Annotated in this window: 20 protein-coding genes; 5 read left to right on the top strand and 15 right to left on the bottom strand. The window is 71.3% G+C overall.

Features of this window, described 5'->3' with window-relative positions:
- Window positions 1–17: 17 nt before the first annotated feature.
- The 8 genes from ACFWEP_RS06455 to ACFWEP_RS06420 all read right to left on the bottom strand — a co-directional run bounded on the left by ACFWEP_RS06455 (window position 18) and on the right by ACFWEP_RS06420 (window position 7,139).
- Entirely contained in the window at window positions 18–905 is an 888-nt protein-coding gene (locus tag ACFWEP_RS06455) for a DUF5936 domain-containing protein (protein WP_387366459.1), read from the bottom strand.
- Window positions 906–918: 13 nt separating this feature from the next.
- Window positions 919–1,851, bottom strand: a complete 933-nt coding sequence (locus ACFWEP_RS06450; protein ID WP_387366456.1) for a type II secretion system F family protein — start codon at window positions 1,849–1,851, stop codon at window positions 919–921.
- An 11-nt stretch (window positions 1,852–1,862) separates the two neighbouring features.
- A complete protein-coding gene (locus tag ACFWEP_RS06445) occupies window positions 1,863–3,200 on the bottom strand; it encodes a CpaF family protein (RefSeq protein ID WP_387366453.1) in 1,338 nt (445 codons plus the stop codon).
- Window positions 3,201–3,274: 74 nt separating this feature from the next.
- Complete coding sequence (locus ACFWEP_RS06440) at window positions 3,275–3,670, bottom strand: TadE/TadG family type IV pilus assembly protein (RefSeq protein WP_387366450.1); 396 nt, start codon at window positions 3,668–3,670, stop codon at window positions 3,275–3,277.
- 4 nt (window positions 3,671–3,674) lie between these two features.
- A complete protein-coding gene (locus ACFWEP_RS06435) occupies window positions 3,675–4,169 on the bottom strand; it encodes a TadE family protein (RefSeq protein WP_387366447.1) in 495 nt (164 codons plus the stop codon).
- Between the two features lie 3 nt (window positions 4,170–4,172).
- Entirely contained in the window at window positions 4,173–5,456 is a 1,284-nt protein-coding gene (locus tag ACFWEP_RS06430; protein ID WP_387366444.1) for a CpaE family protein, read from the bottom strand.
- A 6-nt stretch (window positions 5,457–5,462) separates the two neighbouring features.
- On the bottom strand, window positions 5,463–6,170 hold the full coding sequence (gene cpaB / locus ACFWEP_RS06425; RefSeq protein ID WP_387366441.1) for a Flp pilus assembly protein CpaB: 708 nt from the start codon (window positions 6,168–6,170) through the stop codon (window positions 5,463–5,465).
- 102 nt (window positions 6,171–6,272) lie between these two features.
- Window positions 6,273–7,139 carry a hypothetical protein gene (locus ACFWEP_RS06420; protein WP_387366438.1) on the bottom strand — a complete coding sequence of 289 codons (867 nt, stop codon included), beginning with the start codon at window positions 7,137–7,139 and terminating at the stop codon, window positions 6,273–6,275.
- Window positions 7,140–8,037: 898 nt separating this feature from the next.
- Between ACFWEP_RS06420 and ACFWEP_RS06415 the strand changes: the two genes are divergently transcribed.
- Complete coding sequence (locus ACFWEP_RS06415; protein WP_387366435.1) at window positions 8,038–9,768, top strand: chitinase; 1,731 nt, start codon at window positions 8,038–8,040, stop codon at window positions 9,766–9,768.
- 144 nt (window positions 9,769–9,912) lie between these two features.
- On the opposite strand, the gene ACFWEP_RS06410 is transcribed toward ACFWEP_RS06415, so the two are convergent.
- The 3 genes from ACFWEP_RS06410 to ACFWEP_RS06400 all read right to left on the bottom strand — a co-directional run bounded on the left by ACFWEP_RS06410 (window position 9,913) and on the right by ACFWEP_RS06400 (window position 12,236).
- Window positions 9,913–10,323, bottom strand: coding sequence for a RidA family protein (locus tag ACFWEP_RS06410; RefSeq protein WP_328719680.1), 411 nt, complete (start codon window positions 10,321–10,323; stop codon window positions 9,913–9,915).
- Between the two features lie 69 nt (window positions 10,324–10,392).
- Window positions 10,393–11,148, bottom strand: a complete 756-nt coding sequence (locus tag ACFWEP_RS06405; protein ID WP_387366432.1) for an IclR family transcriptional regulator — start codon at window positions 11,146–11,148, stop codon at window positions 10,393–10,395.
- Entirely contained in the window at window positions 11,145–12,236 is a 1,092-nt protein-coding gene (locus tag ACFWEP_RS06400; RefSeq protein WP_387366510.1) for a sugar kinase, read from the bottom strand. Before ACFWEP_RS06400 ends, ACFWEP_RS06405 begins: the two co-directional genes overlap by 4 nt.
- Window positions 12,237–12,482: 246 nt before the next feature.
- Here ACFWEP_RS06400 and ACFWEP_RS06395 point away from each other — a divergent pair, with 246 nt between their 5' ends.
- Both ACFWEP_RS06395 and ACFWEP_RS06390 read left to right on the top strand, forming a co-directional pair.
- On the top strand, window positions 12,483–13,844 hold the full coding sequence (locus tag ACFWEP_RS06395) for an amino acid deaminase (RefSeq protein WP_387366429.1): 1,362 nt from the start codon (window positions 12,483–12,485) through the stop codon (window positions 13,842–13,844).
- A gap of 57 nt (window positions 13,845–13,901) precedes the next feature.
- The gene (locus ACFWEP_RS06390; protein WP_387366426.1) at window positions 13,902–15,518 is read left to right on the top strand and encodes an amidohydrolase family protein; all 1,617 of its coding nucleotides are present in this window, start codon (window positions 13,902–13,904) and stop codon (window positions 15,516–15,518) included.
- Between the two features lie 64 nt (window positions 15,519–15,582).
- Here the strand turns inward: ACFWEP_RS06390 and ACFWEP_RS06385 are convergent, their stop codons facing one another.
- On the bottom strand, window positions 15,583–16,497 hold the full coding sequence (locus ACFWEP_RS06385; protein ID WP_387366423.1) for a serine protease: 915 nt from the start codon (window positions 16,495–16,497) through the stop codon (window positions 15,583–15,585).
- Window positions 16,498–16,886: 389 nt separating this feature from the next.
- Here ACFWEP_RS06385 and ACFWEP_RS06380 point away from each other — a divergent pair, with 389 nt between their 5' ends.
- Window positions 16,887–18,899 (top strand): phosphatase PAP2 family protein, encoded by a 2,013-nt coding sequence (locus ACFWEP_RS06380; RefSeq protein ID WP_387366420.1) that lies wholly within the window; start codon window positions 16,887–16,889, stop codon window positions 18,897–18,899.
- Between the two features lie 40 nt (window positions 18,900–18,939).
- Here ACFWEP_RS06380 and ACFWEP_RS06375 read toward each other — a convergent pair whose 3' ends face one another.
- Entirely contained in the window at window positions 18,940–19,227 is a 288-nt protein-coding gene (locus ACFWEP_RS06375; protein ID WP_387366507.1) for a hypothetical protein, read from the bottom strand.
- Window positions 19,228–19,613: 386 nt separating this feature from the next.
- Between ACFWEP_RS06375 and ACFWEP_RS06370 the strand changes: the two genes are divergently transcribed.
- Complete coding sequence (locus ACFWEP_RS06370) at window positions 19,614–20,825, top strand: pyridoxal phosphate-dependent aminotransferase (RefSeq protein ID WP_328719686.1); 1,212 nt, start codon at window positions 19,614–19,616, stop codon at window positions 20,823–20,825.
- A gap of 82 nt (window positions 20,826–20,907) precedes the next feature.
- Here the strand turns inward: ACFWEP_RS06370 and ACFWEP_RS06365 are convergent, their stop codons facing one another.
- Together ACFWEP_RS06365 and ACFWEP_RS06360 are read right to left on the bottom strand one after the other, a co-directional pair.
- On the bottom strand, window positions 20,908–21,300 hold the full coding sequence (locus tag ACFWEP_RS06365) for a hypothetical protein (protein ID WP_387366504.1): 393 nt from the start codon (window positions 21,298–21,300) through the stop codon (window positions 20,908–20,910).
- Window positions 21,301–21,444: 144 nt separating this feature from the next.
- The gene (locus ACFWEP_RS06360) at window positions 21,445–23,199 is read right to left on the bottom strand and encodes an Ig-like domain repeat protein (RefSeq protein ID WP_387366415.1); all 1,755 of its coding nucleotides are present in this window, start codon (window positions 23,197–23,199) and stop codon (window positions 21,445–21,447) included.
- Between the last annotated feature and the right edge of the window lie 183 nt (window positions 23,200–23,382).

The following is a 23,382-nucleotide window of genomic DNA, read 5'->3' as shown; positions in this document are numbered from 1 at the left end:
AGCCACCGGCCCTCATCTCATCCGCCCGTCACGAACCCGAAGTCCACGTCGGCGCCGTAGATGAACCCGACCGTGAGCAGGATGAGGGTGCCGGGCAGAAGGAAGGTCGTCACGGCGAAGGTCGCCTTGGGCACCGCCCGGGCTGCTTTCCGGCGAGCGTTCTGCGCGTCGGTGCGCCGCATGTCGTTGGCGATCTGGATCAAGGTGTCGACGATCGGGGCACCGAGCTCCTCGCCCTGCTGGAGGGCGGTGACGAACATGGCGACCTGCTCGGAGTCGTTGCGTTTACGCAGCTCGTCGAAGGCCTCCCGCCGGCTGACCCCCATGTCCATCTGACGCAGGGTGATGCGAAGTTCATCAGCCCAAGGGCCTTCGTACTTTTCCGCGACCCGGCCCAGGGCCTGCCGGAACCCGAGGCCCGCCGACACGACGACGGCCAGCACGTCGAGGAAGTCGGGGAGAGTGCGTTCGATGTGGTCTCGGCGGACGCGAACCGCCGACCAGATGCCTGCCTCGACCCAGAACAGGCCGAAGCCGACCATCAACAGAGCGAAGAAGACTTGGCCGCGCAGCAGCATGGCGAACGCGCCCAGCATGCCCAGTGCGCCGTAGACCGCGCGGCGGGCCGCGTACCGATCGATGGTGAGGCCGCCCGGGTTGCCCGCCATGTCGATCTGGCGACGCTTCTTGTTGACCTGCTTCGCGCCCATCATCCGCAACACGGTGGGCGCCCACCGCATACCGAGCCGGTCGATGCCGGAGCCGACTGCGGAGGTGCGGGTGGCTCCCACTTCGAGAGCGATGGCGAGGTCGGTGGGAAGCTTGGCGTCGGCACGGTACATCCGGTAGCCGTAGATGATGCCGTAGACGGCGATTCCCATGCCCACGGCGAGCAACAGGTCCATGTCCGTTCCTCCCTCAGACGTCGATGCGGGACATGCGACGGATGACGACGAATCCGATCGCGTATAGGGCGATGGAGACCACCACGGCGACCTGGCCGAGGAAGGCTCCGGTCATGCGGTCCAGGGCTCCGGGCATCACCGCGTTCATCAGGAGCATCGCGCCGAGCCCGAATACCGGAACCGCGTAGGCCGTGACGGTGACCTGGGAGAGCTGGGTCTTGACCTCGCGACGGGTCTCCTTGCGCTCCTCCAGCGTCTCGGTGAGGTTGCGCAGCGAGCTGACGACCGTGCCACCGGCCCGGTTGGAGAGGACCAAGGTCGAGATCAGAACAGCCAGTTCACGAGAGGGCAGCCGGTCCGTCAGCTCGCTCAGGGCGTCGTCCAGTGATTCACCGACGGCGAGCCGGCGTGCGACTCTGGTCAGTTCCTCCCCGGCCGGGTTCTCCAGTTCCTCCGCTGCCATGGCGAGCGAGGTTCGCAGTGCGAGTCCGGCCTGGGTGGCGTTGGCAAGGATGCGGGACAGTTCTGGCAACTGATTGATGAACCGCTCGGTCCGCTTGGTCCGCTGCCAGTTGAGGAAAGCATTCGTCGCCCACAACCCGATCAGTGCGGCGACCGGGCCGAAGAAGGAGGCCAGCATCGCGGACGCGACGGCCCAGAGGACGGCCATCGCCGCGATCGCGTACACGAGGAACTCGCCCGGCGTGATGTCCAGACCCGTCGCGCCGAGCTTGAGTTCGAGCTTCCGGCCGAGTTTGGTCGTGCGCAGCCGCCGGTCAAGTCCGGCGAAGCGCCTGTTGTTCCTGGCAGCGTGCCCCGCGTAGGACAGACGGTCCACGAGGGCGTCGCGGTCCGCCTTGCCGCCGGTGTAGGCGTACAGGCCCCAGACGCCGAGCACGCCGCAGAGCAGCGTCGCACCGACCGAGATCAGAGGGAGATATTTCATGGCGGGGGTACCTACATGGCCTCTCGGGTGGCGAGTTGATCGGAGTGCATGGCGACGCCGAACGCCTGCGGGATGGGCTGGCCGGCCATGTAGAGGCGGTCGGCGATACGGCGGGGCAGCGGGAGGTACTGGAACTGGCCGTAGATCCTGCCGTCCGCGGCCATCGGCTGCGCGTTGAAACGGGCGACGCTCGCGATGCGGTACGGGTCGCGGCCGTGCGAGTCCAGTGCGGCGATCTCGGTGATCTTGCGGGTTCCGTCGGCGTGCCGGGTCAGCTGGACGATGATGTCGACGGCGCTGTTGATCTGGTCGTGCAGCGCCTCGAACGGGATCTTGATCTCGGACATCGAAGCGAGGGTCTGGAGGCGCATCAGCGCGTCCTCGGCGTTGTTGGCGTGGACGGTGGCGAGCGAGCCGTCGTGGCCGGTGGACATCGCCTGGAGCATGTCGAGCGACTCGCCGCCTCGGACCTCACCGACGACGATGCGGTCGGGGCGCATACGCAGGGAGTTGCGGACCAGGTCGCGGATGGTGATCTGGCCCTTGCCCTCCACGTTGGCGGGGCGGGACTCCAGCCGGATCACGTGGTTCTGCTGGAGCTGGAGCTCGGCGGAGTCCTCGATGGTGACGATGCGCTCGTTGTTCGGGATCAGCCCGGAGAGCGCGTTGAGCAGAGTGGTCTTCCCGGTGCCGGTGGCGCCGGAGACGATGATGTTCAGCTTGGCCTGGACGAACCCGGCGAGCAGCACCAGCATCTGTTCGTCGAGCGAGCCGAAGCCGATCATCTCGTGGAGCGTGAAGGAGCGGGGGAAGCGGCGGATGGTGAGGGTCGCGCCGGTGAGCGAGAGCGGCGGGATGATCACGTTGACGCGTTCGCCGCTGGGGAGCCGGGCGTCGACCATCGGGTTGGACTCGTCCACGCGGCGGTTGACGGTGGAGACGATGCGTTCGATGGTCTGCATCAGCTGTTCGTGCGACCCGAAGCGCAGGGGCAGTTGCTCGACCTTGCCGCTGCGCTCGACGAAGACCTGGTCGGGGCCGTTGACCATGATCTCGGTGATGGACGCGTCCTCCAGCAGCGGCTCCAGGATGCCGAGGCCGAGGGCCTCGTCGACGACGCGGCGGATGAGCTGCGAGCGCTCCACCGTGGAGAGGACGGGGCCCTCCCGGCTGATGATGTGGCCGAGTACCCGTTCCAGCCGTACCCGCCGGTCGGCGGCTGCCAGCGAGGACATCTCCGCGAGGTCGATCTCCTCGAGGAGCTTGGCGCGGTAGAGGGCGACCATGTGGCCGTCCTCGCCCGCCCCGCCCTTCTCCTCGGGAGCGGTGATGCGTGCCCGCAGGCTCATGTGGCTGACTCTCTTTCTGGCTTCCGGTCGGTGCTGCGGGCAGGTGGGGCGGTGGTACGGGAGGGGCGGCGCGATCAGCCCCTCGGGAACGTGGCGCTGCGTTCGGCCCAGGACCAGTCGACGCCGGGCACCACGCTCGGGACCTTGATGCGTACGGTGGCGGTGACCTCGTCGGCCCCGCCGGACATGGCGATGCGGAACTCGTCGCCGCCGGTGAGCCAGTCGCTGATGGCGTCGCGGCCGTCCTGGGCGGCGTCCCCCCTGGGGAAGTCCTGGCCGGCGCTGCGGGCCGCGACCCGGGCGGCGGTGCCCGCCTGGTTGGCCGCGTACGCCGCGAGGCCCAGCTGGACCGCGAGCATCCCGACCAGGAGCAGCAAGGGGAGGAATCCGAGGTATTCGATGGCCACCTGGCCGCGGTCGCGGCGGGTGGAGGGGACTACGGGAAGCGCGGGAGCCGTCGTGGTGGTCATCGGCTCAGCCCTCCTGCGGTGAGGCCGCGTCGCCGTCGATGTGCACGTCGAGGTCGAAGAGGCCGGGTACCAGTACGGGAACCTTCAGGCGGACCTTCGTCCGGTAGAGGGAGGAGCCGCCGCGGCAGCTGATGACCGCGTTCCCCTCCCAGGCGTCGGGCAGGTTCTCTCGCGCCTTCTGCCGGCAGGCCGAGCTCGATCCGAACTCCGCCCCGGCGCCGGCCCGGGCCCCCTTGTCGGCGGCGTTCCCGGCGAGGCTGAAGGTGTAGCCGACGAGAGCGAGTTCCCAGAGCACGAGCATGATCAGGATGATGAACGGAGTCATGCCCAGGAACTCGATCGCCGTCTGCCCCCGGTCGCGGTCCGTACCGCCGGCGGTACGGAAGGGGCCCCGCCCCTCGATCGGTGCGGGCTCAACGGCGGCGGGCCGCCCCTCGCGGGAAGAGACGCCGGGGCGCCTCCTCCCTATGTCGGTGTCGTGCTTCGGCGTGGTGGTCATCGGTCAACGTGTCCCCTCGGTCCGTCCCCGGCCCTGGTCCGCGCCGCGCCGTCCGCGCGGGCCGCCGACCGAGCCCCGGTCGTTGCGCACCTTGCCGTTCTTCTTCTCCCCCGGCCGGGGCTTGACGATCCCGATTTCCCCGGCCAGTCCCCAGAGTGCCTGCTTGACCGCGCTCTTGGCGTCGAGCTCGTGGAGCCGTCCGGCGTCCACGACTCCCTGCAACTCCTTGAAGTTGGCGGGCACGGCCACACCGGCGACCCTGGTGCCGGTGATCTTCTGGATCAGCGGCGGCTGGATCTCGGTGTTCCGGGTGTAGCGGTTGACGACGGTGAGGGTCTCCTCCGCCTTGCGGATCTGCAGCCGGTCCCACATCCGTACGATGCGCTTGGCGCCGCGCACCGCGATGACGTCGGGGGTCGTGACCAGCACGGCCACGTCGGCCATCTCGACGGCCGCCGCGTTGGCGCCGTTCATCTGGCTGCCGCCGTCCACGACGACCACCTCGTACCGCGAGCGCAGGGCGCTGACGATCTGGCGGGCGGAACGGTCGCTGACTTCCTCGCCCCGCTCCCCGTCGCCCGGTGCGAGCAGCAGGGAGAGTCCCGTGGAGTGGGAGAAGACGGCGTCGGTGAGGACGCGGGGCGATATCTCGGAGACCAGGGCGAGGTCGACGATCGACCGGCGGAACTGCACGTCCAGGTACGAGGCGATGTCACCGGTCTGCAGGTCCATGTCGACGAGGGCGACCGTGTGGCCGGACGCCTGTGCGGCGAGGGCGAGTTGCACGGCGGTGACGGTGCAGCCGACACCGCCCTTGGCGCCGGTGAGGGTGACGACCATGCCGCCGGGACCGGTGAAGACCTCGTTCCCCGAGCTGAGGTGGCGCCGTACGCCGGACGCCCACTGGGCCGCTGCCTGGATGCGGTTGACCAGTTCCTCGTAGCTGAGCGGGAGCGTGACGATGCCGCGGGCACCCGAGTCCATCGCATCGGCGAAGAGCGCGGGGCTGGCGTCGGCGGTGATCAGGACGACCCCTACCGCCGGGAAGCGCAGGGAGACCTCCCTGATCAGCTCCAGGGCGGGCACCGGACCGATGCGCTCGTGGACGAGGACGACCTCCGGCAGCTCGTCGAATGCCTCGCCCGCAAGCCGGGCGAGGGTGTCGATCAGCTGGGTGGAGTCACCGACCGGGGTGGCCGGTTCGGCGTCGGGCAGCTGGCTGAGCAGAGTGGTGACGGACCTGGCCGCGTCGACGTCCCCCACGGCCGGGAGGATTCTGGTGGTCATCCGTCCTCACTTGTCCTTGTCGAGCTGGTAGGTGCGATCGCCCGGACGGATCGTTCCATCGCTGCCGGGGGCGACGAGCGCCAGTCGTACGTGCTCCGCGAAGGACTCGGCGTACGCGATGCGCTGGGTGTCCAGCGTGTTGAGGGCGAAGGTGATCGGCACCGCCTGCGTCATCTGGAAGGAGGTGCCGTTGCGGTCCGGTTCCAGCGCGGTGAGCTTGCCCACGTCGAGCACCTTGGCGTTGGCGACGATCACCTTCGACTGGGCGGGATCACCCTCGCGTTCGGCGGCGAAGGTCGCGTAGACGTTCACCGTGGCACCCGGAGTGATCTTGCCCGCGACACCGGTCGCCGCGTCGATCATGATGGCGATCTCCTGCTCACCGGCCCGGAGTTCGGGCTTGGCGACCATCATGTCCGTCTGCAGAAGCGAGCCTTCGCGAAGCTGGGTGACGGCGATCTTGCCCTGAACCTCGCGCAGATCGGTCACCGCGTTGGTGGAAAGCCACCGTTCGGGCATCGAGATCTTCTCGAACTGACCGGTGTTCAGCGCCGTGTACGGGGCGACGTTGGTCTTGAGCTGGTACGCGGTGACCTCGGGTCCGACCTTCGAGTTGACGTCACTGATCACCGAGAGCACCCCGGCGAAGGCGCCGAAGGCGCACAGGACCGACAGGAGCAGGAGTATGACGCCACGGCGCTGGCGGGAGTTCATGGACCGGACAACCTCGTTCGGATCGGATGCGTGGGGCTGCGGACAGGGCGGGGTGCGCGGTGCGGTGTGCCCGGCGAAGGGCGGGTGACCCGGCGGCGGTCGCTACCGCTCACGGGCGAGTACGACCGAGGCGTGGGTCCGGCGCTCGGGCTGCGCGAGGGGGGACGAGCAGAACCCGCAGCGGTCACCGATGAGTTCCATGCCGCACCAGTGGCAATTCTCCCGGCGCACCGAGGCCACCAGCTGGTACAGGACGGAGATGTCCGGGAGGTAGGACGCGAATTCCACCAGCTTCTGGGTGCCCCACCAGCGGACCGACTCGGCGGGGAGTGCCGCCTCGTGAATGGCCTGGACCTTCCAGTCGGGAGCCAGTCGCTCCCGCACCCATTCCTGCGGCGCCTGCCCCTTGGCGATCAGCAGATGGGTCGCGAAATCCGGCCCGGGCAGCGGCTCCATCGTCGGCCGCACTTTGACCAGTCGCCCGTGGGTGCCGGCGAGTGCGACGAACTGGGCGCCCGGAACCCATGACTTGGCGTGCTCCTTGAGGCTGACCGGAAAACGGTCCAGCTTGGCCACGGAGTTCAGCAGCGCTCCGGTGTGGATGTAGTGGGCGAGCAGCCGTACGGCGGAGGCGACCACGCCGGGGCTGAAGTCACAGATGGAGAGCTGGCGCAACTGCCGTACGAGTACGGCGATTCCGAGCGGTGGGAGATCGACCTTGAGGAGGGCGATCCGATCGCTCTCCAGAACGGAGCGGATGGCGTAGAGCCTCCGCTCGTGGGCGGGCGGAAGGGAGGACGGGTACACGGCGATGACGTATCCGTGCTGCTCCAGCAGGAGATGGATGTCGCCGACGGCGAGTTCCAGTGCCTGAGCTTGTGGCGCGTGCAGCAGAGCGGCGGTCGGCGTCTGCTGGTCGGTGGGCGGTAGCACCAGGTCAGCGCTGGTTACTGCAATGGCGATCGGCACGCTGTTCCCCGTTCGGCTCCGGCCGGCGTCGCACCGCCGACCGCAATCGCTCCTGTCCGTGGTTCTCCGACAGCACTGTAGTCACGTCCCACCAGGCGGGAAACCGTCTTCAGGAATCAATATGAAGACGGTTACCAGGAACGCGGCGCAGACGCCGGGCCCATATCAGCACGTTCCGAAGGTAGTTGAATGTGGAGCGCCGAGGAGGTTTATCCGGCGCTTTCCCAGCCATTCGCCAATCCACCGATCTTGGGCAGGCGTTGGCGTTTCACGCATCGCCGTCCGCGCCCGCGTCCGGCAATTGATGAGTACGGGAACTCATTGACGTCACCCGCTCCCCCGTGCGTCCGCATGATGCCCATCGATGCAGCCCTCAACCTTCTTTGCACACGCCATTTTATCCGGGTGACGGCTGTGCCCGACGCGACGCCGGGCACCGCACCCCGCCGGCGACGGGGCGGCCCCCTCGCCCCGCCACCCTCAACAGGCACGGAAGGGGAGGGCCGGACGCGGCCGGCCCGTCGGGCCGTCGCGCTGACGCGCCCCGGCAACGTCGTTATGGGCGCGCCGCGTTGACAGTGCGGCGCGGGTGCACACGGTCGCAAAGGGTCTGACCGACACCCTGCGGACCGGGGTGCGGAGCGGCTCGCGCCCCGAACCCAGACCCACCCGGACCGGACAATCCGTACCCCGCTCACGCTCTCCCAACAACCGCCAGGACGAGTGAATCGACATCAGAGGTCTTGACAACTCGATTGGTCTGGACCAGTTTATCGGCCAGCGGTGGCCACCGTCCCCCGTCGCCCTTCCCCCGGCGACCCCCTCGCAGAACAGCACGGACCCGCACCGACCCCCCGGCACTCCCACGCCACCACCCCGACTCCCCCCGGAGGATGCAGTGGAACGCACCGCAGGCAGAAGGCACCGCAGGCCCTACACCCGACCCGCGCTCGGCGCCGCCATGGCAGTCGTCGCGGCGGGCGCGCTGACCCTTACCGGTCTCGTGAGCAACGCGCAGGCCGCCGACGTCAATGTGGCCAAGAACGCGGGCTTCGAGTCGGGCCTCACCAACTGGACCTGTACGGCGGGCAGCGGCGCCACCGTCTCCTCCCCCGTGCACGGCGGCAGCTCCGCCCTCAAGGCGACCCCCGCCGGGCTGGACAACGCGCAGTGCAGCCAGACCGTCGCGGTGAAGCCCAACTCGACGTACTCGCTGTCCTCCTGGGTGCAGGGCAGCTACGTCTACCTCGGTGTGAGCGGCACCGGCACCACGGACGTCTCCACCTGGACGCCGAGCGCCACCGGCTGGTCGCAGCTCGCCACCAGCTTCACGACGGGCGCCTCCACCACCTCGGTGACGGTCTACACCCACGGCTGGTACGGCCAGCCCGCCTACTACGCGGACGACATCGCGGTCACCGGCCCGGACGGCGGCGGTGGCACCGACCCCGCCCCGACGGTCCCGGCCACCCCGGCAGGTCTCGCCTCGGGCTCCAAGACCTCGTCCTCCGTGTCGCTCTCCTGGAACTCCGTCTCCGGGGCAACCGGCTACACGGTCTACAAGGACGGCGCGAAGACCACCACCTCGACCGGTACCTCGGCGACGGTCTCCGGGCTGTCCGCCGACACGGCGTACTCCTTCGCGGTCAGCGCGACCAACGCGGCGGGCGAGTCCGCCAAGTCGGCTGCGGTCAGCGTCCGTACGTCCACCTCGGGCACCACCAACCCGCCCGCGTCGACCACGGTGCCCAAGCACGCGGTGACCGGCTACTGGCAGAACTTCAACAACGGCGCGACGGTCCAGAAGCTCAGCGACGTGCCGTCCGCCTACGACATCATCGCGGTCTCCTTCGCCGACGCCACGTCCACGCCGGGCGCGGTCTCCTTCACGCTGGACTCGGCCGGTCTGAACGGCTACACCGTCGACCAGTTCAAGGCCGACATCAAGGCGAAGCAGGCCGCCGGGAAGAACGTCATCATCTCGGTCGGTGGCGAGAAGGGCGCGGTCGCGGTCAACAGCGACGCCTCCGCCACCGCCTTCGCCGACTCGGTCTACTCGCTGATGCAGACCTACGGCTTCAACGGCGTCGACATCGACCTGGAGAACGGGCTCAACTCCACGTACATGACGAAGGCGTTGCGCGCGCTCTCCACCAAGGCGGGTTCGGGTCTGGTCATCACCATGGCCCCGCAGACCATCGACATGCAGTCGACGTCCGGCGAGTACTTCAAGACGGCGCTCAACGTCAAGGACATCCTGACCGTCGTCAACATGCAGTACTACAACAGCGGTTCGATGCTGGGCTGCGACGGCAAGGTCTACTCGCAGGGTTCGGTGGACTTCCTCACCGCTCTCGCCTGCATCCAGCTGGAGGGCGGCCTCGACGCCTCGCAGGTCGGCCTCGGGGTTCCCGCCTCGACCCGCGGTGCGGGCAGCGGCTACGTCGCCCCGTCGATCGTGAACGCGGCGCTCGACTGCCTCGCCAAGGGCACCAGCTGTGGTTCGTTCAAGCCGGCCAAGACCTACCCCGCGCTGCGCGGCGCGATGACCTGGTCCACCAACTGGGACGCCACCGCGGGCAACGCCTGGTCCAGCGCGGTCGGCGCGCACGTCCACGCCCTGCCGTAACGACCGGAGCGCCCCGGCCGGATCACCTGGCGTGACCGGCCGGCCGGCCACACAGTCGAAAAGCGCCACCGCTCCCCCGGTGGCGCTTTTCGGCGTTCCGGGGGAGCGGTGAGGCGGAGGTGGCTCACCGCGGGATGCGGGGCCTCAGCCGAGTACGGCGAGCGCGTCGATCTCGATGAGCAGGCCCTTGGGCAGGCCGACGTAGACCGTGGTGCGCGCGGCGGCGGGGGCCTTGAGCCCCTGCTCCTCGAAGTACGCGTTGTAGATCTCGTTCATCTCGGCGAAGTGGTCCACGTCCGTGAGGTAGACGCGCATCATCATCACGTCGTCCCAGCCCGCGCCGCCCTCCTCCAGGATCGCCTTGACGTTGGCGAAGGTCTGAAGGGTCTGCTCGCGCAGGGTCGGGCCCGCCGGCGTCGGCGCCTGGCCCTCCACGGCGGGGAGGAAGCCGACCTGGCCGGCGACCTGGAGGATGTTCCCCTTCTTCACCCCGTGCGAGAACTTCGCGGGCGGGGTGGTGTGGGTGCTGGGGGTGAGAGCGGTCTTCTCGGTCATGGGGTGTCCTTAAACGGTGCGGTGTACTGGTGCGGTGGGTGTATCGGCGCCCCGGGCGTGGTGCGGCCCCTACGGCGGGGGCACCGCGGTGCCCGAGTACTCCCGGCTGATGGCGTCCGCGGTGCGGCGCAGCAGCGGCAGGAGGGCGAGCAGCTCCTCGGCGGTGACGACGACGTTCGGTGCGGAGACCGACATCGCGGCGACCACGCGCCCGTCGGCTCCCCGGACCGGCGCGCCGACGCAGTTGATGGACTCCTCGTGGCCGCCGAGATCGGTGGCCCAGCCCTGTTCGCGGACGACGGCGAGCTCACGGAGGAAAGCGGCGGCGTTGGGCGTCGAACGGGGCGTGTACGAGGGGTAGGCGAGCCGTTCGGCGACGGCCCGGCGCTCCGGCTCGGGGAGGTCGGCGAGGAGCAGTTTGGCGACGGCGGCGACGGACATGGCGACGGTCTTGCCGATGCGCGAGTACATCCGGACCGGGTAGCGGCTGTCGACCTTGTCGATGTAGAGGACCTCGCCCTCCTCGTACACGGCGAGGTGGACGGTGTGTCCGCAGCTCTCGTTGAGTTCGACGAGGTGCGGGTGGGCGATCTCGCGGACGTCGAGGTTCTCGACGGCCTCCTGGGCGAGTGCGAAGAGGCGGGCGCCGAGCCGGTAGCGCTGGTCCTCCTGGCGGTAGACGAGACCGTGTTCGCGCAGGGTGCGCAGCAGGCGCAGGGCCGTGGACTTGTGGACGCCGAGGCGGTCGGCGACGCGCCCCAGGTCGGCGGGGCCCTCGGCGAGCAGCGGCAGGATGCTGAGCGCGCGGTCGACGGTCTGGCTCATCCGAGTGTTCCTTCCGCGGCGTGTCCGGCCTCGTGACCGGCTGCCGTACGCCCCGCCCGTCCGGCCTCGTGACCGGCTGCCGTACGCCCCGTCCATCCGGGCCCGAGTCGCAGTCTCCCCCAGGCCTCGTCGTCCAGCGCGGCGAGCCGGTCGGCGTGGGCGCGGACCGGGGGGTGGGCGAGGTCGCCCGGGACGGTGAGGACGGCGGCGGCCATCAGGTGACCGTGGCGGACGCGGTCACGGACGGGCAGCCCGCGCAGGGTGGCGGAGAGGAAGCCTGCCGCGAAGGCGTCGCCGGCGCCCACGGCGGCGACCACGTCCACGCGCAGGGCCGGGGCGGTGGTGATCTCGTCCGTTCCGGGTCCGGGCGGGGTGTCCGCGGGGCGGGCGAGGACCGTGGCGCCGTCCGCGCCGTGCTTGATCACGAGGACGGCGGGTTCGGGCAGAGCGGCGCGGATGGCGTCGGGGCCGTGCACGCCCCAGGCCTGGGCCGCCTCGTCCTCGCCGACGAACACCACGTCGGCGCCGCGTGCCAGGTCCCGCAGGACCCCGGGTCCTGCGGGGTGTCCGCGCCAGAGGCGGGGGCGGTGGTTGATGTCGAAGGAGACCAGGGGGCGGCCGGGGCGCTCGGCGGTGAGGGTGCGCAGCAGGGCGAGGCAGTCGTCGGAGAGCGCGGCGGTGATGCCGGACAGGTGGAGGACGCGCCCGGCGAAGAGGGCGTCGTACGGGGCGTTCAGCGGCGACATCGCGGAGGCGGCGGACCCGGCCCGGTAGTAGGCGACCTCGTGGTGGCCGTCCGCGCGGTCGGCTGCGGTGCGGAAGTAGACGCCGGTGGGGCGGTCGGGGTCGCGCAGGACGGCCGAGGTGTCGACCCCGTGTCCGGCGATCGTGTCGACCAGGTGGTCGCCGAAGCCGTCCTCTCCGACCCGGCCGACCCAGGCCGCACGGTGTCCGGCTCCGGCCAGGGCGCAGGCGACGTTGGACTCGGCGCCGCCGATTCCGCGCAGGAAGGCGGGTACGTCGGCGAGGCGGCCGGGCTCGGTGGGCAGGAAGGTCACCATCGACTCGCCGAGGCAGACGACGTCCACGGCAGCGGCACCGGTGTTCCCGGCGCCTGCCGGGCCGGCCGTTCCCGTTCCCGCTCCCGTCGCCGTTCCCGTTCCGGGCACCTGGGCTCCTCACTGGTCGCTGATCGGCAGGGCCGCGTCTCCCCCTGCTCCACCGGCTCGTCGTTGACCCGGCGTCGGCTCGGATGTTAGACAGCCTGGAGCGACATACGCAATGAGCGTTGCAGAGAATGCAACGCTCGCAGGAATCGGGTAAAGGGGATCCGCATGGCAGCCGACGCGACATCCGGCGACGGGACCAGGGGCACCACCGCGGCCGGACCGGCCGAGGACGCGGTGACGGTCGCGGAGCGGTACGCCGCCGCGCTCGCCGACGAGCGGATCGACTCCCGCTTCAAGGGCCTGCCGCCGGACGCGGAGGGTCTCACCGTGGGCGCCCTCGCCGCCGAGGCCCGGCCCCTCTTCTCCGGCGGGTTCACCACCCCGCTGCTGACGCTCTCCGCCGAGTCGCTCGCCGACAACCTCGCGCTCCTGGAGACGTACACCGAGCGGCACGGTCTGGCCTTCGCACCGCACGGCAAGACCTCGATGTCCCCGCAGCTCTTCGCCCGTCAGCTCCGGCACGGCGCCTGGGGCATCACCGCCGCCGTTCCGCACCAGGCCCGCGTCTACCGCGACCACGGCATCCGGCGGATCTTCCTCGCCAACGAGGTGGTGGACCCGGTGGCGCTGACCTGGCTGGCGGGCGAGCTGGACGCGGACCCGGAGTTCACCTTCGTCGCCTACGTCGACTCGGCGCGCGGGGTCGAGCTGATGGACGAGGCGCTGCGCGCGGCGGGTGCCCGACGCGCCGTGGACGTGGTGGTCGAGCTGGGCGCGGGCGAGGGCGCCCGTACCGGCGTGCGTACGGAGGCGGAGGCCGCGGCGGTCGCGGATGCGGTCGCCGCCGTGTCCACGCTGCGGCTGGTCGGGGTCGCCGGTTACGAGGGCGAGGTGCCGAAGGCCACGACGGAGCGGGTCGCCGACTGGCTGCGCCGACTCGTGGCGCTCGCCGTGGAGTTCGACGGGGCGGGCAGGTTCGGCGGACTCACCGGGGACGAGGAGATCCTGGTGAGCGCGGGCGGCAGCGCCTGGTTCGACGTGGTCGCCGAGGTGTTCGCGGAGATTCCCGAACTGAGTCGGCCGGTATGCAAGTTGCTGCGTTCGGGGGCGTACGTCTCGCACGACGACGGGCAGTACCGCAAGCTCACACCCTTCAACCGGGTCCCGGAGGAGGGAGAGTTGCGGGCCGCCTTCCGGCTGTGGACGCAGGTGGTCTCGCGCCCCGCCGACGGCCAGGCCTTCGTCAACGCGGGCAAGCGGGACGCCGCCCACGACCTCCACCTCCCCGAGGCCCAGGTGGTCCGTTCGGCCCGGGACGGGTCGGTGCGCCCCGCGACCGGGATCACCGTCACCGGCCTCTCCGACCAGCACGGCTGGCTGGCCACCGAGCCGGGCACCGGGCTGGAGGTCGGCGACTGGGTCGGCCTGGGGCTGTCGCACCCGTGCACCTCCTTCGACAAGTGGCAGCTCATCCCCGTCGTGCGCGAGGACGGCACGGTCGAGGAGTACCTGCGCACCTACTTCTGAGCCGCGCCGCACCCGCGCACCACCTGAACCGCACACCAGAGCCCCGGGAGGGTCACCATGGACCTCGTCGTCCGCGACGCGCGCGTCATCGACGGAAGCGGCGGTCCGTCCGTCCGGGCGGACGTCGCCGTCGACGGCGGGCGGATCTCCGCGATCCACCCGGAGGGTTCGCCGGGCCCCCGCCCGACCGCCCGCCGCACCCTGGAGGCGGACGGCCTCGCCCTGGCCCCCGGTTTCATCGACATGCACGCCCACAGCGACCTCGCACTGCTCCGCGACCCCGATCACAGCGCCAAGGCCGCTCAGGGGGTGACGCTCGAAGTCCTGGGCCAGGACGGCCTGTCGTACGCCCCCGTGGACGACCGCACGCTCGCCGAGGTGCGCCGGACCATCGCCGGGTGGAACGGCGACGGCGAGGACGTCGACCTCGACTGGCGCACGGTCGGCGAGTATCTCGACCGGCTGGACCGGAACTTCGGCGGCGAGGGCATCGCCGTCAACGCCGCCTACCTGGTCCCGCAGGGCACCGTCCGGATGTACGCGGTGGGCTGGGAGGACCGCCCCGCGACCGGTGCCGAGCTGGACCGGATGCGCGAACTCGTCGCCCAGGGAATGCGGGAGGGCGCGTTCGGCATGTCGTCCGGCCTGACCTACACCCCCGGGATGTACGCGGACGACGCCGAACTCACCGAACTCTGCCGGGTGGTGGCCGATCACGGCGGCTACTACTGCCCGCACCACCGCTCGTACGGGGCCGGTGCGCTGGAAGCGTACGAGGAGATGGTGCGGCTCACCCGCAAGGCGGGGTGCGCCCTCCATCTCGCCCACGCCACCATGAACTTCGGGGTGAACGAGGGCCGCGCGCCCGAGCTGCTCGGCCTGCTCGACCGGGCGCTGGACGAGGGCGCCGACATCTCCCTGGACACGTATCCGTACACCCCCGGGTGCACCACGCTGGTCGCGATGCTGCCGAGCTGGGCGAGCGAGGGCGGCCCGGAGGCGACCCTGGCGCGGCTCGCGGACCCGGCCGCCGCCGCGCGGATGCGCCACGACCTGGAGGTGACCGGATCGGACGGCTGCCACGGGGTGCCGATCGACTGGGACACCATCGAGATCTCCGGCGTCACCCTCCCCGGGCTCTCCGGCTACGTGGGGCGCACGGTCGCCGCCTCGGCCCGGGAGCGCGGCGAGGAGCCGTGGACCACCGCGCGGCGGCTGCTCGACCAGGACCGGCTCGGCTCGACGATCCTCCAGCACGTGGGGCACGAGGAGAACGTCCGCCGGATCATGCGCCACCGGGTGCACACCGGCGGCAGCGACGGCATCCTGCGCGGCGACAAGCCGCACCCGCGCGCGTACGGCACCTTCCCGCACTATCTCGGCAGGTACGCACGGGAGTTGGGGGTACTGACCCTGGAGGAGTGCGTGGCCCATCTGACCTCCCGTCCAGCGGCCAGGCTGCGGCTGACGGACCGGGGGCTGGTCCGCGCCGGATACCGCGCCGACCTCGTACTCTTCGATCCTGCGACGGTTGCGGCGGGTTCGACCTTCGAAGCGCCCCGGACCCTGCCGGCGGGCATCCCGCACGTGCTGATCGACGGCCGGTTCGTCATCGAGGACGGCCGCAGGACCCAGGTGCTCGCGGGCCGTTCGGTGCGCTCGACCGCGCGCTGACCCTCCGGAACGAGCGTCCCCGGACCGTCCGACGGCCCGGGGACGCTCCGACGACCGCCGGGTATTACGGCTTGGGCAGGGCGCAGCCGGTGCGGGTGAGGTCGATCACGCTGCCGGGTCCGACGCAGGGCACGATGCCGTAGGTCTCCTGGGCGTAGTTGATGCCCTGGCGGACGGTGACCGTACCGTTGGCGTCGACCTCGCACGGGTTGTTCTCCGTGCACTGCTCGCCGTCCTCGTTGCCGGTGTTGTTGACCGCGACCACCTTGCCGGTGGCGTTGTCGATCACCGGGGAGCCGGAGGTGCCGCCGATGGTCTGGCAGGCGGAGGTGTAGCGGACCGAGTCCTTCCAGGTCCACGCGCCCTCCTTGAGGCGGTAGACGAAGCCGTCCACGGCGCAGGAGTAGGTCCGCTTCCAGTAGCCGGACGCGACGGTGATCGCGGTGCCCTGGACGGGGTGCGTGGCGGAGAGCTCCAGCGCCTTGATGCCGTAGCTGCTCTCTATCTGGGCGTAGGTGCGGGTGAGTTGGTAGAGGGAGACGTCGGTGTCGGTCATCGTGCCGTAGGCGATCTTGCTGGCGCGCAGGGTGCCGACGCCGGTGCCCGCCGCGTTGAGCAGCGTGAAGGAGCGGGTGGACGCGCGGTTCACGATGACCTGCCCGGCGGCCGGGAAGCCCGTCTCCAGGCAGTGCCCGTTGGAGAGGACCAGCGCGGGATCGGTGGACAGGGCGGTGGGGGTACGGACGACGGAGCCGGAACAGTTGCTCAGCGCCACGGTGCCGGCGAATCCGACCGCCTGCACGGCGGCGACGCCCGGGGCCGCGGAGACCGCGGAGGCCACGACGCCCGGGGCCGACTTGCCGACCGACGCGGACGCCGGGGAGGCGCCCGTCCCGGAGTCGGTGGCGGCGACCGCGGGCACGGCACCGGCGGCGAGAAGCAGGGCGCTCAGGAGTGCGGCGACGAGAGGCTTTTTCATGGGGGGTCCCCTCCGTTGACCTGGTGTGCGGACACACCGGGGTCGGCGGGCCCGCATACGCGTGGCCGGAGATCTTCCGGCCTTGGCATGAGCATGTTCACGTACCGGCCCTCCCCCCACAAGGGGCGAAAACAAGCCGCGCCCTATGGCCCTCGCGCGCAGGAAGGGACCCGGTCGGCGAGGCACCGCGCGGAACGACGCACAGGTTCCACCGACTCCGCACGGCATCCGTTCACCCGGCGCCCATGACGCGTTCCACCGCCGGTCGACCGGCTGCCGGACGATCGTTCCTCCGGACACCGCCTACGACAGGCCCTGCCCCGGCGGGCGGCATCTCCGGCCCCGGGCTGTCCGGTCAGGTCCAGGACCACGCGCTCAGAGAGACGACCGTGACGAACCGGAACACCGCACCCACCCCCGCCCGGCGCCGCGACTCCGTCGGCCGCCGGGGCTTCCTCCGCGGCTCGGCCGGGGCTTCGGCAGCGCTGCTCGCCGCGCCCACGACGCTCGGCTGGCTGTTCGGCCCGCAGACCGCCTCGGCGGCCACCGCCACGACGGCTGTCAAGTCCGCCGAGGCTGCCAAGGCCGCCATGTCAGAGCTTGCCTTCGTCGACAGCTACCGCACCAACACCATGGACAGCCTCGACCCGGCGGCCAACGCCGGTGTCCGGGTGCTGGCCGGCATGAACCGGATCTGGCGGACCGGCACCACCTGGAACAACGGCTCCGCCGTGCGCCCCGACATCCTGCGCGCGAACATGCGCTACTGCGCCACCGTCACCCGGCAGCGGACGCCCGCCCAGGAGCGCGACGCCTTCGTCTACGACCGTCAGCACCAGAGTTACGCGGTCATCGCCGGTCTCGGCCCGCTCGCCGCCCCCTACCTGGCCGGATCGAAGGCCGTCACCTCGGTCGCCACCGCCCCCGCCACCACCCCGCCCACCGCGATCAGTGACACCCTGCCCGCCGACGCCCCCGCCGGTTCGGCGATCGGCGCGGGCGCCACCGACTCGGCGCTGGGCGCTGTGGTCACCCTCGTCAACACCGTGCGCGGCCCCTACGCCTCCGGGAACCCGGGCAAGTACGCCTACCAGTACCCGCGTCCGTGGCGGATGACCGAGGAGAGCGAGGTCGTCGACACGGGCGCGGTCGACGCCCTGGGCTACCCGGTCTACCGCAGCGAGGTCTCCGTCGCCCCGCTGCTGTTCCGTCAGCGCGGCCTGTCCCCGGTGGACGACGCCGGTTTCGCGAGCGGCCACACCAACGCCTTCTACCTGGCGGCGCTCGCCCTGGCGTACGCCGTCCCGGAGCGCTTCCAGGAGCTGGTCGCCCGCGCCTCGGACCTCAGCCACACCCGGATCGTGGCGGGCATGCACTCCCCGCTCGACGTGATCGGCGGCAGGACCCTGGCCACCGCGCTGGCCGCCGCCACCCTGGCGGACCCGGCGAACGCGGAGCTGAAGGCGACCGCCCGCGCCCGGGCCGCCGCGTACTTGAGCACCGCGACCGGCTCGGCCGACCTGTACGCGTACGCCCACACCCCGGTGGCGGGCTCCCCGGCCGACCCGTATGCCGACCGTGCGGCCAACGCCGAGCGCGTAGCCCCGCGCCTCACCTACGTGCTGCGCCGCGAAGGCCGCGCTGACCGCCGCGACTCCCCGCTCCCGGTCCCCGAGGGCGCCGAAGTGCTGCTGGAGACACGGTTCCCCTACCTCGACGCCGAACAGCGCCGCGAGGTGCTGCGGACCACCGCACTGCCCGCCGGTTACGTGCTGCTGGACGGCGACGAGCGTTACGGCTCCGAGCCGTGGGGCCGACTGGACCTCTTCACGGCCGCCGACGGGTACGGCGCCTTCGACCACGACGTGACCGTCACGCTGGACGCCCGGGACGGCGGCTTCGACGCCCTGGACACCTGGCGCAACGACATCGGCGGACGCGGCGGCCTCACCAAGCGGGGCACCGGCACCCTGGTCCTGACCGGCGCGAACACCTACACCGGCACCACGGACGTGGCCGGGGGTGTGCTGGTCGCCGCGTCCGCCGGAGCCCTCGGCCGGGGCGACGTGGCCCTGACCGCCGGCACCCTGCGACTGGACCCGGCGCGCGGCGGGGTCCGCGTCCGGGGCGGCTACACCCAGGCGTCCGGCACCGTGCTGGACGTGACGCTCCGTCCCGGCGGAGGCGACGCGCTGGAGGCCGACGGCCGCGTGGTGCTGGGCGACCGGAGCGGGCTCCGGCTGCGGCTCGCGGAGGGGTTCGGACGCGACGCCACGGTCCCGGTGATCGGGGCCCGCGCGCTCCAGGGGCAGTTCCGCACCCTCACCGTGGAGGACGCCCGCTACCGCGCCGAGCCCGTGCACACCCGCACCGGCCTGTCGGTACGCCTGACGCGCCGCTGATACGCCGGCCGACGCGGCCAGGAAGGCGGCGGCGCCCGGTTCAGCCCCCGGCCGCCGCCGCTTCCCTCGCGTACGTCACGGCCTGGAGGAGGAAGAGGCCCGGCTCGGCCCGCCGCAGCGTCCTGATCGCTTCGGTGGAGTCGGCGGGTCCCGCGTATCCGGCCGCCGTGAGCCGTTCGCGCACCCAGCGGACGCGCAGCTCTTCCCCGGGGCGGTCGGTGTACCGCCCGACGAGGGCGAGCGCGCGCTCCAGGCCGGGCCGGTCGGCGTCCGGCGCCGCTGCCAGTTCCTCGCGCAGCGCGGCGAGAATCCCGTCGACGTCGTGCAGGCCGAGGACGGCGAGGTGGTTCTTCGTGAGGACGCCCGTGCCGGCACTCTTCCCGGGCGCCGCGCACCCCGGTGCGCGAATTGAGCGACATCCGAGGCTGTCCACCCCAGGACCCCCGGGCCAGGCCTCCGTACACACGTACGGGTCCACACACGCCCGGTCGCGTACGTGTGTACGAACGGGGGGACGGGTGGCGCATCTCACCCGGGATCGCGGCGCGCACCCGCATTCCAAGCCGCACCACCGGCGTGACCGGACGTTCCCACGGCTCACCCGCCCGGCCGCATGGCGATGGAAGCCTCGGTGGCCGTCCGGCGCGTCCCCGGGGGCGCCGGCGGACAGGAAGTCCCGAGCGCGCCGCGAAACACCGCCGTAAGCTCGCGGACATGCAGGTCATCCAGTCCACGAAGCTCGCCAACGTCTGCTACGAGATCAGGGGCCCCGTGCTGGAGGAGGCGATGCGGCTGGAAGCGGCCGGTCAGCGCATCCTCAAGCTGAACACGGGCAACCCGGCGGCGTTCGGTTTCGAATGCCCGCCCGAGATCCTCGAGGACATCCTGCGCAACGTCGCGGGGGCGCACGGATACGGCGACGCGAAGGGCCTGCTCTCCGCGCGCCGCGGGGTGATGCAGCACTACCAGACCAAGGGCATCGCGCTGGACGTCGAGGACATCTACCTCGGCAACGGCGTCTCCGAACTGATCCAGATGTCGATGCAGGCGCTGCTCGACGACGGCGACGAGGTCCTCGTACCGGCACCCGACTACCCGCTCTGGACCGCCTCGGTCTCGCTGGCGGGCGGTACGGCGGTGCACTACCGCTGCGACGAGCAGGCCGACTGGATGCCGGACCTCGCCGACATCGAGCGCAAGATCACGGACCGCACCAAGGCCATCGTGATCATCAACCCGAACAACCCGACCGGTGCCGTGTACGACGACGAGATGCTGCGCGGCCTGACGGAGATCGCCCGCCGCCACGGCCTGGTCGTCTGCTCGGACGAGATCTACGACCGCATCCTCTACGACGGTGCCACCCACACCCCGACCGCGGCGATCGCGCCGGACCTGCTGGTCCTCACCTTCAACGGGCTGTCCAAGAACTACCGGGTGGCCGGATACCGCTCCGGTTGGCTGGCGGTGTGCGGGCCGAAGGAGCACGCCTCCTCGTACATCGAGGGGCTGACCATCCTCGCCAACATGCGGCTCTGCGCCAACATGCCGGCCCAGCACGCGGTGGCGGCGGCACTCGGCGGCCGGCAGTCGATAGACGATCTGGTACTGCCGGGTGGCCGGATCCTGGAGCAGCGGGACGTGGCGTACGACCTGCTGACGCAGATCCCCGGGGTGACCTGCGTGAAGCCCAAGGGCGCCCTGTACCTCTTCCCCCGGCTCGATCCGAAGGTCTACAAGATCAAGGACGACCGGCAGATGGTGCTGGACCTGCTGCGGGCCGAGAAGATCATGGTGGTGCACGGCACCGGGTTCAACTGGCCGGAACCCGACCATTTCCGGGTGGTCACGCTGCCGTCGGCGGAGGACCTCCGGGACGCGGTGACGCGGATCGCGCACTTCCTGGACGGCTACAGCCAACCGTAGGCGTCGACACCGTCCGAGCGCGGGCCCGGGACCGGGCAGCCGGGTCGGGAGGTCGCGTCGGGAGGTTGCGCGGGCAGCCGTCTCAGGCGGTCGGGACCAGGCGGTGCGTCGCCGCCGACAGTGCTGCGGCGTGCGCGTCCATCCGTTCCGCCGCGAGGATCGCCACGGTCGTGTCGGCGCGCGAAGCCGCCACCACGAGCGCCCGGCCGGCGAGGGAGTGGGCACGGCGGTGCAGGACGGCGGGCGGGGCTTCGCTCAGCCCGGCGTGCCGGGTGGGGGGTGCGCCGCGCAGCCGGGACACCTGCTCTGCGACGCGGTCCCCGGCCGCGTCGAGGCCCAGTTCGTCGGTGACGGAGAGCAGTGCGGCGAGGTGACCGGCGAGCTGGATGTCCAGCTCCTCCCCGCGACTGCGGTGCGGGAATCCGGCGGTGTCGGCCGGGGTGTGGACCGACGGCGTGCGAATCGGCTCGTACATGGTGGCCTCCAGAATCTGCTGGATGACCATCCTAGCTTGGAATCAGTCTAAAGTTGTGCCTGATCCGTAGAAGGTGCGGACGGGAAGACGCGGCGGCGCGCGTCCCCCCGCCCTGCGGCGACCCGGTGCGGGCCGCCGCCCGGATCAGGCCACCGGCTTACGCACCCGGACGGTCGCCGTCGCCCCGCTCGCGAGATGCAGGTCGTCGCCCGCGTAGCCGATCTCGTACACCACTTCGCCGTTGGCGCCGGGGACGTCGTCGACGGTGAAGGAGCCGTCCGCCGCGACGGCGGCCGACGTCAGCGCGTAGCTGCCCTTCTTGTCGGTACGCACCACCGAGAGCGTGATCCCGGCGGGCAGCGCACGGCCCTGGCCGGTGAGGGTGCCGGTGATCCGCAGCCCCACCCCCTTGGTGCCCTCGGCCGGGGCGGTCAGCGCGATCGAGGTCGGGGCCTTCGCCACCACGGTCTCCAGGGAGACGTCCTCGGTCGGGCGATGGGTCAGGTCGCCGGTGAACGAGACGGTGTACGTGGCCGGGCCGACCACCGACGGCACGTCCAGCACGGTGAACGTCCCGTCCGCGTCGACCTCGGCGGCGGCGAGCGCACGGCCGCCGTTGGCGTCGTGGCGTACGGCCGTCACCTTCACCGGCTGCGCGGGTGCGGGCCCGTCGATCTCCAGCCTGCCCCGGATCCCGAGGGGCTCGCCCACCACGGGCTGCGCGACGTTCGTGGCGAGCGCGCCGGTGAAGCGGGTGTCGTACTGGGCGGCGGGCGGCCGGATGACGTGCAGCCAGTACTCGTACCCGCTGCCGCCGTTGGTGACGGCGAAGAGGCGCGAGCCGTCCTCGGACCAGGCGAGTCCGCGCGGCTGGACCTTGTTCCCGTCGAGCGCACCCTCGAAGGCGAACTCCAGCGGGGGCGCGGCATCGGCCGGGTCGGCGGCCTGGACCAGCAGGTCGGCGGTGCCGCCGGTGGCAGCGGCACCCCGGGCGATGTACTTCCCGTCTCCGCTGAAGGCGACCGCACTGGCCACGGCCCCCTCGGGGAGCGGCTGGTAGGCGGTGGCGGAGTCCGAGAGGTCGTCCGCGTTCAGCAGCCGGGTTCCGGTACGGGCGTCGGCGACGGCGATCAGCTCGCCGTCCGGGGACTGGGCCACGTCACGCATGTCCAGCCCGCCCTGGCCGGCACTGTCGGCGAACCGGCGCTCGACGGTGCGGACCAGGGTGGTGCCGCTCGCGTCGAAGACGGCGAGGAAGGGATCGGTCGCGGCGGCCGTCCGGGGCTGGGCCATGATCAGCCGGTCCGGGTTCTGCTGGTCGTCGAAGAGCCGCAGCCGTCCGGTGTCGTTCCAGCCGGTCGCGACGGTCCTCCCGTCGGCCGTCCCGTAGAGGGTGTACGTCCGGTTGTCGCAGTCACTGGTGTTGTTGGTCTCGGTGAACCAGACACGGCCGCCGGCGAATCCCGCGTCACGGGGGCAGTAGACGTCGTAATTCCCGTAGTAGCGCGCGGTCCTGGTGTAGGTGGCGGTGTCGAAGGAGATGACGCCGGAGGTCTGGGCGACCTCGAGGACGGTCCCGTCCGGGCTGAGCGCCAGCGAGGACGGCGCGTCGTCCGTCGCCAGCGTGGTGACCCTCTCGCCGTCGAAGTCGTAGACGTGGACGGAGCCCGTCCCGGAGCTCCTGCGGTCGTCGCTGACGTAGACCCGCTGGTGCGCCGAGTCGACGACCATCGCCCCGAACGACGAGATCGGCAGCTTGGCGACCTGCTCACCGGCCGTCCCGGTGCCCGTCTCGGAGGCCCGGGCGACGGGCGCGCCGAGTGCGGTCAGGCCGACCGCGCCGAGCGAGAGAGCGGTGACCGCTGCGGCGACCCGCAAGCGGAGCCATGAGTTCCTCAACTGACTTCCCCCACACCTTCGTTGATGCCCCCGAGAGGCTCCCGGAGGCGTGCGGGGCAAGAGTAGCCTCCGTGAACACGCGACGCGCAAGGGATTGTTGTGAACCGGCGTGTCACGCCATTCGGCGGGCGGCCGCGAGCCACTCACCCCGGAACAGCGCGCGGCCCCCGGAACCACACGGGT

Source organism: Streptomyces sp. NPDC060198 (assembly GCF_042728415.1).
Lineage (GTDB): Bacteria > Actinomycetota > Actinomycetes > Streptomycetales > Streptomycetaceae > Streptomyces.
This window is presented reverse-complemented; position numbering and strand designations above follow the sequence as displayed.